Source organism: Empedobacter sp. GD03861, from assembly GCF_029840885.1.
Classification (GTDB): Bacteria; Bacteroidota; Bacteroidia; order Flavobacteriales; family Weeksellaceae; genus Empedobacter; species Empedobacter falsenii_B.
Genome location: NZ_JAOCDJ010000055.1, coordinates 1 through 11,336, shown reverse-complemented (window position 1 = coordinate 11,336; position 11,336 = coordinate 1). Strand labels below are relative to the sequence as shown.

The 11,336-nt window shown below is 30.9% G+C and carries 10 protein-coding genes; 8 read left to right on the top strand and 2 right to left on the bottom strand.

The genetic code is table 11. The features are described 5' to 3' along the window. Nucleotides 1-899: 899 nt before the first annotated feature. The gene (locus N5D03_RS14030; protein ID WP_115001268.1) at nt 900-1,919 is read left to right on the top strand and encodes a WYL domain-containing protein; all 1,020 of its coding nucleotides are present in this window, start codon (nt 900-902) and stop codon (nt 1,917-1,919) included. A gap of 40 nt (nt 1,920-1,959) precedes the next feature. Continuing rightward, nucleotides 1,960-2,709, top strand: a complete 750-nt coding sequence (locus N5D03_RS14025) for a polysaccharide deacetylase family protein (RefSeq protein WP_280052006.1) — start codon at nt 1,960-1,962, stop codon at nt 2,707-2,709. Between the two features lie 65 nt (nt 2,710-2,774). Here N5D03_RS14025 and N5D03_RS14020 read toward each other — a convergent pair whose 3' ends face one another. Beyond that, nucleotides 2,775-3,116 carry a phage holin family protein gene (locus N5D03_RS14020; RefSeq protein ID WP_280045984.1) on the bottom strand — a complete coding sequence of 114 codons (342 nt, stop codon included), beginning with the start codon at nt 3,114-3,116 and terminating at the stop codon, nt 2,775-2,777. Nucleotides 3,117-3,250: 134 nt separating this feature from the next. After that, the gene (locus N5D03_RS14015; RefSeq protein ID WP_115001265.1) at nt 3,251-4,786 is read right to left on the bottom strand and encodes a glycine--tRNA ligase; all 1,536 of its coding nucleotides are present in this window, start codon (nt 4,784-4,786) and stop codon (nt 3,251-3,253) included. A gap of 205 nt (nt 4,787-4,991) precedes the next feature. On the opposite strand from N5D03_RS14015, the gene N5D03_RS14010 reads away from it, so the two are divergent. The 6 genes from N5D03_RS14010 (at nt 4,992) to N5D03_RS13985 (ending at nt 11,309) form a co-directional block, all read left to right on the top strand. Beyond that, nucleotides 4,992-5,510 (top strand): hypothetical protein, encoded by a 519-nt coding sequence (locus N5D03_RS14010; protein ID WP_280052005.1) that lies wholly within the window; start codon nt 4,992-4,994, stop codon nt 5,508-5,510. Nucleotides 5,511-5,608: 98 nt separating this feature from the next. Next, the gene (locus N5D03_RS14005; protein ID WP_280052004.1) at nt 5,609-6,055 is read left to right on the top strand and encodes a hypothetical protein; all 447 of its coding nucleotides are present in this window, start codon (nt 5,609-5,611) and stop codon (nt 6,053-6,055) included. Between the two features lie 128 nt (nt 6,056-6,183). Then, on the top strand, nt 6,184-8,433 hold the full coding sequence (locus N5D03_RS14000; RefSeq protein WP_115001260.1) for a carboxypeptidase-like regulatory domain-containing protein: 2,250 nt from the start codon (nt 6,184-6,186) through the stop codon (nt 8,431-8,433). A gap of 22 nt (nt 8,434-8,455) precedes the next feature. After that, complete coding sequence (locus tag N5D03_RS13995; protein WP_115001258.1) at nt 8,456-8,821, top strand: cation transporter; 366 nt, start codon at nt 8,456-8,458, stop codon at nt 8,819-8,821. A gap of 122 nt (nt 8,822-8,943) precedes the next feature. Beyond that, the gene (locus N5D03_RS13990; protein ID WP_115001257.1) at nt 8,944-9,513 is read left to right on the top strand and encodes a tRNA methyl transferase PRC-barrel domain-containing protein; all 570 of its coding nucleotides are present in this window, start codon (nt 8,944-8,946) and stop codon (nt 9,511-9,513) included. A gap of 11 nt (nt 9,514-9,524) precedes the next feature. Continuing rightward, a complete protein-coding gene (locus N5D03_RS13985) occupies nt 9,525-11,309 on the top strand; it encodes an endonuclease (protein WP_280048973.1) in 1,785 nt (594 codons plus the stop codon). The last annotated feature ends 27 nt before the right edge of the window (nt 11,310-11,336 follow it).

The following is an 11,336-nucleotide window of genomic DNA, read 5'->3' as shown; positions in this document are numbered from 1 at the left end:
GCCTGTCGAAGAATCTTTATTATGAGATACTGAAACGAGTTCAGGATGACTATTTTTTAATTCTATTCTCGATACAATTTTTCTTTATTTTCATTTCGAAAAATCACTCGAATTGACGAATTATTGTCATTCTGAGTTTATCGAAGAATCTTTTTCTAAATTTTTTAATTAAAAAAGCTAAATCATTTTTCTTTTTTAAAACGGAATTTGAAGTTTGAGCAGCTTATTTTGATTTCTTGTTTTAATCATTTTTTTCAAATCATTTTGACTTGATTTTTTAGTTTAAACTTTTGAAATCAATCATCAACTAAAGTTTCAAATTCAGGTTTTAAGCAAGTTTTTGATCTTATTTCAAATTTATTTCTACGAAATAAACTTTCTATTCGAAAAGAAAACTTTTTAGCTTTTTTTGTTTCCAATGGTGCCCTTTCGGGCGATAAAAAACAGATTAAAAGTCTGATTTTAATGATTACTCTAACCAACTGAGTTATTTCAGTTTACTGAAAGTAGGAATCGAACCTACGACCCATCATTAATGATTGCTATACCGCTTAGCTATTCCAATCGAAATTGAAAATGGGATTCGAACCCATGTGCATCATTGGGATTTTAATTATTCAGAATAGAAGTGATGAAGCATTTTCTACTACAATGCTATACTGAAACATTTGTCAAGGAACAATTAAAATCGTTTGGTTGTTAAACCTTTGACAAAGTTGGAGTAGAAGTGTGCGAATGAATTGCGCAATAAAATATTTTTTCGAAATAATTTGTAAATGATGATGAATAGAGGATTTTATATTGAAAATATTTTGAATAAAAGTTGAAATAAAAATTTCTACGCAAATAGATTGCGTACTTTGAATTGAAATTTGTAGTATTGAACAAAGAAATCAACCATGGCAACCAATAAAATTGCATTAATACGTTATCAAACGATTGATAAATGTCTTCAAAATCATTTCAGAAAATGGACATTAGAAGATTTGATAGAAAAAGTTTCGGAAGCTTTGTATGAATATGAAGGAATAACTTCTGGTGTTTCGAAACGTACAATTCAGGGCGACATTCAGGTGATGCGAAGTGATAAATTGGGTTATAATGCGCCAATTGTTGTTCGAGAAAAAAAGTTTTATGAATATGAAGATCATGACTATTCGATTCATAATTCACCAGTTTCTTCTGCTGATTTAGATAAAATGAAAGAAGTGATTTCGGTAATGAAACAATTGAATGGGTTTAATTATTTTGATGATATGAACGAGATTATTACGCGTCTCGAAAATAATTTATCCAAACAAACGCATCAACAACCAAATTATATTCAGTTTGAGGAAAATCCATTGTTAAAAGGTTTGGAGCATTTGAATCGATTGTATCAAGCAATAGTGAAGAAGCAACCTCTGTTGATTTCGTATCAATCATTCAAAGCAAAAAATCAAGAACCAAAACAACAAGTTTATTATCCGTATTTGTTGAAAGAATACCGTAATCGCTGGTTTTTATTGGCTAAATCGAGAAAAGATAAAAATTTGTATACGTTGGCTTTGGATAGAATTGTTGAGTTTTATGAATTGGCAAATGAACCTTTTGTAGATGAGCAAGAAATTAATTTTGATACGTATTATAACAATGCGATTGGCGTAACGAAAAGTGTGAAAGAAAGGGAGCAGCGTGTTGTTTTTCGTGTGAATAAAAAATTAGCGCCCTATGTGGTGACAAAACCAATTCATGCGACGCAAAAAGTGTTGGAAGTGACGGACGAAGGAACTTTATTTTCGATAGAAGTTGTACATAATTTTGAGTTGGAACGAGAACTTTTAGGATTTGGAGAAGAAATAGAAATTCTTGCTCCAAGATTAGTGAAAAAAAGAATCAAAACACGATTAGAAAAAGCATTAGAAAAATATAAAAAATAGAATTTCTTTCATACATTTAATTCATTAAAAACTACCTTAAATGATATGGAATAAAAAATTGATGACACTTTTGAGTGTTTTTTTATTAAGCTTTTCGACAAGTTTGTTTGCGCAGAAAGCAAGTAATTCTGTGAAGAAATATATTTATTTAACTTTTGATGATGGACCTTTGAATGGAAGTGAAAATATTGATGAGGTTTTCAAAAATGAGAAGTTAAAAGTGACTGTTTTTCTTGTTGGAGAACATGTGGAAAAAAATAAAACAATGACGGATTATTTTAAATATTACGAAGATAATCCGTATATCGAAGAGTGTAATCATAGTTGGACGCATGCAAATGATCAGTACAAAAAGTTTTATAGTAACGAGCAAACGTCGGTTGCGGATATTTTGAAAAATCAATCGACCTTAAAATTACAAGATAAAATTGTTCGTTTACCCGGAAGAAACATGTGGAGATTGGATGGGAAATCGAAGAATGATGGAGCTTCAGGAGTGCAAACGGCTGATGGTTTAGCGAAGTTAGGATATAAAGTTATTGGTTGGGATTTGGAATGGGCGCATCATGCAAAAGATGGAACACCAGTGCAATCTGTTCAAGCGATTTATAAACAAATTGTTAATCAATTAGAATCAAATAAAACCTTTACAAAGAATAATATAGTTGTGTTGATTCATGATGAAATGTTTCAGAATAAATGGGAAGAGTCCGAATTGAAACAATTGGTTGATCTTCTTAGAAAACATGATAATTATATTTTTGAGCAAATAAAATTTTATCCTCAATAAACCTTTATAAAATACAAAAGCTGTCCAAATTTGGACAGCTTTTTATATGTAGTAATTTGTATAAATTAGTCTCCCATCATTCCTCCAACTAAAGAATTGACAACCGCTAAAACAATACCAAATAATAATGCGTACCAGAATCCGTCAACATGGAAACTATCTCCCATAATTGCGCTTGCTAATAAGATAATGATTGCTGTAATCACAAAAGAAAATAATCCTAATGTTAAGATTGTTACAGGTAAACTAATAAAGTTTAAAATTGGTTTTACAACTGCGTTTAAAAGTCCAATAACAAGTGCAACGATGATCGCAGAACCATATCCTTTCACAGATACTCCAGGTAAAATGTTAGCAAGTCCGAAAACAACTAATGCTGATACCAAAAGGTTAATAATAAAGCCCATAATTTGTATTTTTTTAGATTAATATTTCCAATTAAAATCAAAAGCTTTGCCAAATTGTTAAAAATTTTAATAAAAATAAAAAAAGCTCAGAAATTTCTGAGCTTTAGTATTATTGTATTGAGAAGATATTCTTTTTATAATTGTTCAAAAAGATATTTCATGTTGACTTCTTTGTCGATAATTTGAGCTAACTCATTAATATTAACACGTTTTTGCTCCATTGTATCACGGTAACGTAAAGTAACAGAATTATCGTTTAATGAATCGTGGTCAACAGTGATACAGAAAGGTGTTCCAATCGCATCCATACGACGGTAACGTTTACCGATAGTATCTTTTTCTTCGTACATTACGTTGTAATCTAAACGTAATTTTTTCAAAATTTCTTTCGCTAATTCAGGTAAACCATCTTTTTTAACTAATGGTAAAACAGCAGCTTTAATTGGCGCTAATGCAGCTGGTAAAGATAATACAACACGTTCTGATCCATCTTCTAAAACTTCTTCTTTCAATGAATTTGAGAAAACTGCTAAGAACATACGATCCAAACCTACAGAAGTTTCTACCACGTAAGGTGTGTACGATTCGTTTGTTTCGTTATCGAAATATTGAATTTTTTTACCTGAATGTTGTTCGTGAGCTTTCAAATCGAAATCTGTACGAGAGTGAATTCCTTCTAATTCTTTGAATCCGAATGGGAATTTAAACTCAATATCAGCAGCAGCATTTGCATAGTGCGCTAACTTTTCGTGGTCGTGGAAACGGTAATTTTCATTTCCTAAACCTAATGTTTGATGCCAACGTAAACGTGTTTCTTTCCATTTTTCGTACCAATCTAACTCAGTTCCTGGTTTTACGAAAAATTGCATTTCCATTTGTTCAAACTCACGTTGACGGAAAATAAATTGACGTGCAACAATCTCATTACGGAAAGCTTTACCAATCTGAGCAATTCCGAAAGGTAATTTCATACGTCCAGATTTTTGTACGTTCAAGTAATTTAAGAAAATACCTTGAGCCGTTTCTGGGCGCAAATATAAATCCATTGCCTGATCAGCTGTTGCACCTAATTTTGTTCCGAACATCAAGTTGAATTGACGAACTTCTGTCCAGTTTTTAGAACCAGTTACAGGATCAGCAATTTCTAATTCTTCAATCAAAGCTTTTACATCATCTAAATCTTCGTTTTCCAAAGATTTTCCCATGCGCGCTAAAATTGTATTGATTTGATTTTGATATTCTACAACACGAGGATTTGTCGCAACAAATTGATCTTTATCAAAAGCATCACCGAAACGTTTTGCAGCTTTTGCAACTTCTTTCTCGATTTTACCTTCAATTTTTGCACAATGATCTTCAATTAAAACATCGGCACGGTAACGTTTTTTAGAATCTTTGTTATCAATCAAAGGATCATTAAACGCGTCAACGTGGCCCGAAGCTTTCCAAGTAGTAGGGTGCATAAAAATAGCAGAATCAATGCCGACAATATTTTCGTGCATTTGTACCATTGCTTTCCACCAATATTGTTTGATGTTATTTTTTAGCTCAGCTCCGTTTTGACCATAATCGTAAACGGCTGATAATCCATCATAAATCTCACTCGATTGAAAAATGAAACCATATTCTTTCGCATGAGAAACTACTTTCTTGAAAATATCTTCTGACATAATTAATTGTGTGTTCTTATTTAAAGTGCAATTTTAGTGATTTTTGATGACTATTGAGGTATATTTTGATAAAATCGTAAGGCTTTAATCGCTTATTCTATTTTTTGAGAAGATTATTAACAAAATGATTGATTTTATTATTCGACTTATTTCAATTTCAATCAAAAAAAAACATACTTTTAAATCATAAAAAAAAGATAACCCTATGAAAAAAATTATTCTTCCTGTTCTATTATTAAGTTTTGTTACAAGTTGTAATTCTAATAATTCATCTAGTTCATCAACAGAAAATAAAATTGAAAGTGAAGTGAAAGATTCGGTTAAAGAATCGGATGTTAATTATAATGTTGCGCTTGATTTTATGAATAATTATGTTGATTATATCATGGATACAATTGGAAAAATAAACGAAGATGAGTATATCAAGCAAAATGAATTATTGACGCAAAGTTTTAAAGATCGATACAAATTTGTGCAAGATTCTGCTTTTAAAGTTGAGCCAGAAGTTGGGTTGGATTTTGATCCGATTGTCGATGGACAAGATTTTCCTGATAAAGGATTTAAAATAAAATCGATTGATAAAGCAACAGGTTTAGTGACTTTGCAAGGGATAGATTGGCAAAATTTTGAAGTCGTTTTGAAAGTTGTTAACGAAAACGATAAATCGTTGGTAAATGGTTCTGGAATTATTAATATTCCGATGAACAAGCAACCGAAAAGATGATTTAGTAAAACTGAAAATTCTATAATAAACTTGGAAAAAGATATAAATTTCAGTTTATTTTGATTTGAATTTTTTGTTTATTTTTGTCCAACATGAAAATGCAACAGTACATAAAGTATGTTTTGTCGGTGGTTTTGATTTTTTCAAATCTTAGCTACGCATTTTCTATGCACTTTTGTCAAGGAGTGATGGAGCAAGTGAAGTTGAATCATTTGGATAATAATTCGCACGAAATGGGAGTTTCTACTTCGTGTTGTCCTCCAAAAACAGAAAAAAAACATTGCGAATTACCGGAAAACAATAAATCTAAAAAAGATGATTGCTGTAAGGATATTTCATATTCGGATAAGTTTGTAGAAAAGCAAACTGTCAAAATTCAAAAACTTATTCCGATTAGTTTTATAGTTTCTGAAATTCTTCAAATTAGAATTCCGATTCAAGATGAAGAGGTGAGCAATCAATCTAGTTTCCTTGATTTTTATGTTGCGTCAAATGCACCGCCAAATTATATACTCAATTCTCAGTTAACATTTTACGAAGGGTAATACCCGTTTATTTTTTGATTAAATTAATCAGAAAACAATACGCTATTATCTAAATATTAAAGTATTTGATGAAAATCTAATCAACAAGTACACAATAATAAATAGGCATTGAGCCTTAAATCGTAAAAATGAAAAAAATATTCACTTCAGTATTTATACTAAGTGCTGCGTTTTCTTACGCACAATCTACTTTAAAAGGAAAAATTACAGATCAAAATCAACAACCAATCGTTGGAGCAGAAGTGTTTTGGCAATCGTCAGATATTACTGTTATTACAGATGAAAAAGGAAACTTTGAGATCGAAAATTATCAACCAACCTCAATTTTAGGTGTTTTTTATGACAATGAAACAACAACTTTTAAGGAATTAAAAGACGAATTTCAGAATATCACCATCAATGTAAAAGATCATTTTGGGGATACTTCGTTGAATGAAGTTGTGGTTCGTGATACAAGTAGTTCGCTTAAAAAATCGAAGTTTGCAACCAATATGACGACAATGACTGGAAAAGAATTGTTGAAAGCTGCTTGCTGTAATTTAGCCGAATCTTTTGAAACAAATCCTTCTATTGATGTCAATTTTTCGGATGCTGTGACAGGAAATAAGCAGATAAAAATGTTAGGTTTAACTTCTCCTTACATCTTGATTGCAGAAGAAAATATACCAAATGTTCGTGGTGCTTCGCAAGCTTTTGGTCTTAGTTTTACGCCAGGAACTTGGGTAGAAAGTATTCAGGTGACGAAAGGTGCGGGAACGGTGATTAATGGTTACGAAAGTATTTCTGGGCAGATTAATACAGAATTAATAAAACCTTCAAATGATATTCCGTTGTTTGTGAATCTTTATGGTTCGACAGATTCTCGTTTTGAAGGAAATGTGCATTTGAACAAAAAATTGAATGATAAATGGAGTACTTCTTTGTTTATGCATGGAAATGCACGCGTTTCGAAGAATGATATGAACGATGATGGATTTTTAGATAATCCGCTTGGACACCAAGTTAATGTAATGAATCGTTGGCAATATCAAAACTTAGAAAAAGGTTGGGTCGGATTTTTATCTGCAAGATATTTGAATGATACAAAACAAGCAGGACAAGTTGATTTTGATAAAGATCGTGATAAATTAACAACAAATTATTGGGGGTCAGAAATCAATACAAATCGTGTGGATGTTTCGTCAAAAATTGGGTATGTTTTTCCAGAAATGCCTTATCAAAGTATGGGATTACAAACGGCGTTTAGCTATCATAAACAAGATTCTTACTTTGGATTGAATCAATATGATATCGAACAACAAAGTTTTTATGCCAATTATATTTTTAGTTCGATTATTAGCAATACAAAAAATAAATTCTCTACAGGAGCTAGTTTTACATACGATAAATTCAAGGAATTTGTAGCGCTTCCAACGGATGCGAATTATGATCGAATTGATAATTCTGCAGGAGCATTTTTCGAATATACGTTTGATAATATGAAGAATTTCAATATGATTGCTGGGCTTCGTGGAGATTATCATAATCGAATGGGCTTTTTCTTGACACCGCGTTTGCATACGCGTTATATGCCAGTAAAAGGAACAACAATAAAAGCGTCGGTTGGTCGCGGAAAACGAATCAATAATATATTTGCAGAAAATCAGAATTTATTTGCATCTTCAAGACAATTTAATATTCTGGGCGATGGAAATGGAAAAATATATGGTTTAGATCCAGAAATTGCATGGAATTATGGATTTAGCGTAACACAAGAATTTAAATTATTTGGTAAAAATGCAGATGTTACAGCAGATTTTTATCGAACAGATTTTCAAAATCAAATCGTAACTGATATCGATTATTTGGCTCGTCAAGTAAGATTTTATAATTTAGAAGGAGATTCGTATGCAAATTCGTTCCAATTTGATTTTAATTATAATCCATTCACAAATTTCAAAATTAGAGCATCTTATAAATATTACGATATCGCAACAGATTATGAAAAAGGAAAATTAGAACGTCCGTTGCAAGCGAAACATCGTTTCTTTACAAATTTAGAATACGAAACACGCGAAAGAAATGGTAAAAATTGGCGTTTTGATGCAACGTATAATTGGATTGGAAAACAGCGTTTACCAAATACATCAGATAATTTACCAGAAAATCAGTTGAATGAATATTCGAATCCATTTGGGACAATTAATTTCCAGATTACACGTGTTTTTTCAAAACGTTTTGAAGTATATATTGGAGGAGAAAATGTAACGAATTATCAACAACATCGCGTAATTTTAGGAGCAGATAATCCTTTTGGTTCAAATTTCGATAGTTCGATTGTTTATGCGCCAATTTTTGGACAAATGTATTACGCTGGATTAAGATTTAGTTTAAAATAAAAATCATAAAAAATATAAAATAATGAAAAAATTATTAGCCTTTGCTTTGGTTGCGACTTTAGGAATTAGCGCACAAGCACAAAATAAAAATGCAAAACACGATTTACACGTTAAAGGAAATTGTAGGCAATGCAAAGATCGTATAGAAAAAGCAGCTTATGGTGTAAAAGGTGTAAAATCTGCTGAATGGGATAGTAATACGCAAAATTTACATATTATATTGAATGAGAAAAAGAGTAAAGTGGATGATGTAGAAAACGCTGTAGTAGCGGTTGGTCACGATACTGATAATAAACGTGCAGAAGAAAAAGTGTACGGAAATTTACCTTCTTGTTGTTCATATGATCGTGAAGGTTCAGCTGGGGAAGCTAACACGCATAGTCATTAAAAGATTTTAAAATACAAAAAAGGGATTTCAATTAGAAATCCCTTTTTTGTTTATAAGATGTTAATAGTTTAAAAATGAAAATTTTATTTTTAACTTTTAGTTAACATTAACATTCTATATTTATGGCTTTCCTTTTTTGGAAAGAAACAAATAAATTAATTGAAGTGAAAATAGGTCAAATTGTAGAAATTCCAAAAAATTCTTCTATTTATAATATGGAAAAACCATCTTTTCAATCAAAAGAAGAAGAACTTTCTTGGAAGGTAAACCAAAGAAATTATTCTTTGTTTGATGGTTTTATTGTGGGAGAACATACTGGAATAGAAAAATTTGAAATAGGACAACGAAAAGGTTTAAATGTTAGCGGAAAAGAATTTCCGGTTTATGTGATTGGAATTGATGAACGCGAAAACAGAATTTTTATAGGACAAGGAAAAAATCATCCAGGCCTTTTTACAGATGTATTCTTTTTTGAAGAACAAAATATAAGTTGGTTAGAAAAACCATTTTTAATCAATGAAATAGAAGCTAATGTTGCATCTACATATTTGAAAGAAGAAATAAATGCGAGGTTTTATCAATTTGGAAAAATCTATTTTTTGGAGTTCGAAAAACAAATTCCTTTGATAATGAAAAATTACACATTAAGGCTTTCTTATGAAAACAAGGAAGTTATACTATTAAACAAATAATTGTTATTAAAATGAAATTGAAATTTACTTTTTTATCATTTGCTTTAGCATTATTCGCACAAGCTCAAAAAGCACCTGCGTATTATTCAAGCATTAATTTTAGTAAAACGAAGAATGAGTTGAAAAATGATTTTGCTAAATTAATTACTGATACTCATAAGCAAAATGTTTCTTATTCAGAAGGTTTGAAAAATTTATTTCAAACAAGTGATGCCGATCCTCAAAATCCATCTAATTTATTGTTGATTTATGGATCTCAGAGTTCTGGTACACATCAAAGAAGTCGTGCTTTTTCAGGATCTTGGAATAGAGAGCATGTTTATGCAAAATCTAAAGGAACACCAAATTTAGGAACTTCTGGACCTGGATCAGATGGACATCATTTACGTCCTGCTGATGTCACATTGAATAGTACTCGTGGAAGTTTGCTTTTTGATGATGGAGTAGGAGCAATGGCAATGAAAACGAGTCGTGGTGGTTGGTATCCAGGTGATGAATGGAAAGGAGATGTTGCGAGAATTTTAATGTATATGTATGTACGTTATGACAAACGAACTTTACCTCTTAACATTACTTTTGGACCAAGTACATATTCATCAGATTTCCCTGATATTCTTTTGAAATGGAATGTAGAAGATCCTGTTTCGCAATTTGAAATTCAAAGAAATAATGTTGTAGCGAATGTTCAAGGAAATAGAAATCCGTTTATTGATAATCCATATTTAGCAACTGTTATTTGGGGAGGTCCTAAAGCGCAAAATAATTGGCCAGAATCTTTTGGTGAAGGAGGAGGTTCTGAAGAGGATACTGAAAAACCTACTGTGCCAACAAATTTAGCTTCAACAACGATTACATCATCAAGTGTGTCGTTAACTTGGACAGCTTCTAGAGATAATGTAGGTGTTAATAAATATGATATTTATGTAGACAATACATATAATACAACTGTTTATAGTAATAACGGAACAGTTTCTGGATTAAATCCTTCGACAACTTATTCTTTTTATGTTGTAGCAAAAGATGTAGCTGGAAATAAATCGGATAATAGTACTGTAATTCAAGTAACAACAAAAGAATCTAATATAGGAGGAGGTTCAGGAGAAGGAACAAGCTGTGGAACAGAGGATTTTGAAAATATTCCATCTACAGGAAGTACACCTCCAGCATCATCTTACACAGATAGAACTTGGTCGAATAGAGGAATTGTGTGGACTGCAATAAATGCAAGAACAGACAAGCAAATTTATATCGATGGAGATAGTAATAAAGCAATTTGTATTAGAAAAGGAAATTTAAAATCATCTACAATTTCTGGAGGAATAGGTTCTTTATCAGTAAAAACATATCTTCCTTTTGCAGATTCTGATGGATTTTATACATTAAAAATTAATGGAGAAGTAAAAGGACAAATACCTTATTCTAAAACAGCTAAAACAACAAAAATTGATAATATTAATATTGAAGGAGATGTTGTTATTGAGTTGATAGATGAAACTTCAAATAACCGTGTTTCTTTCGATAATTTATCATGGACTTGTTACGAAAGATTAGCAACAGATGAGGTTAAAAAACAAAATAATAAATTAGTTATTTATCCTAATCCAGTTAAAAATCATGAATTTGTTGTCAATGGAATTGAAAATAAAGAAACTATTCAAATTTTTACTATCAATGGACAATTAGTCCAAACAATTCAAAATGTAACAAATAACTCTAAAGTTAAATTGAATAAATTAACAAAAGGTGTTTATATTATTAAAACGAAAAATCAATCTAATAAGATTATTGTAGATTAAAAAAATATCATCTTAATGATAAACAAA

Excerpts from the sequence above, each read along its gene's own strand:
- N5D03_RS14025 (WP_280052006.1), top strand. The coding sequence starts at position 1,960 with ATGATATGGAATAAAAAATTGATGACACTTTTGAGTGTTTTTTTATTA.
- N5D03_RS13985 (WP_280048973.1), top strand. The coding sequence starts at position 9,525 with ATGAAATTGAAATTTACTTTTTTATCATTTGCTTTAGCATTATTCGCA.
- N5D03_RS14015 (WP_115001265.1), bottom strand. The coding sequence starts at position 4,786 with ATGTCAGAAGATATTTTCAAGAAAGTAGTTTCTCATGCGAAAGAATAT.
- N5D03_RS14005 (WP_280052004.1), top strand. The coding sequence starts at position 5,609 with ATGCAACAGTACATAAAGTATGTTTTGTCGGTGGTTTTGATTTTTTCA.
- N5D03_RS13990 (WP_115001257.1), top strand. The coding sequence starts at position 8,944 with ATGGCTTTCCTTTTTTGGAAAGAAACAAATAAATTAATTGAAGTGAAA.
- N5D03_RS14020 (WP_280045984.1), bottom strand. The coding sequence starts at position 3,116 with ATGGGCTTTATTATTAACCTTTTGGTATCAGCATTAGTTGTTTTCGGA.
- N5D03_RS14030 (WP_115001268.1), top strand. The coding sequence starts at position 900 with ATGGCAACCAATAAAATTGCATTAATACGTTATCAAACGATTGATAAA.
- N5D03_RS14010 (WP_280052005.1), top strand. The coding sequence starts at position 4,992 with ATGAAAAAAATTATTCTTCCTGTTCTATTATTAAGTTTTGTTACAAGT.
- N5D03_RS13995 (WP_115001258.1), top strand. The coding sequence starts at position 8,456 with ATGAAAAAATTATTAGCCTTTGCTTTGGTTGCGACTTTAGGAATTAGC.
- N5D03_RS14000 (WP_115001260.1), top strand. The coding sequence starts at position 6,184 with ATGAAAAAAATATTCACTTCAGTATTTATACTAAGTGCTGCGTTTTCT.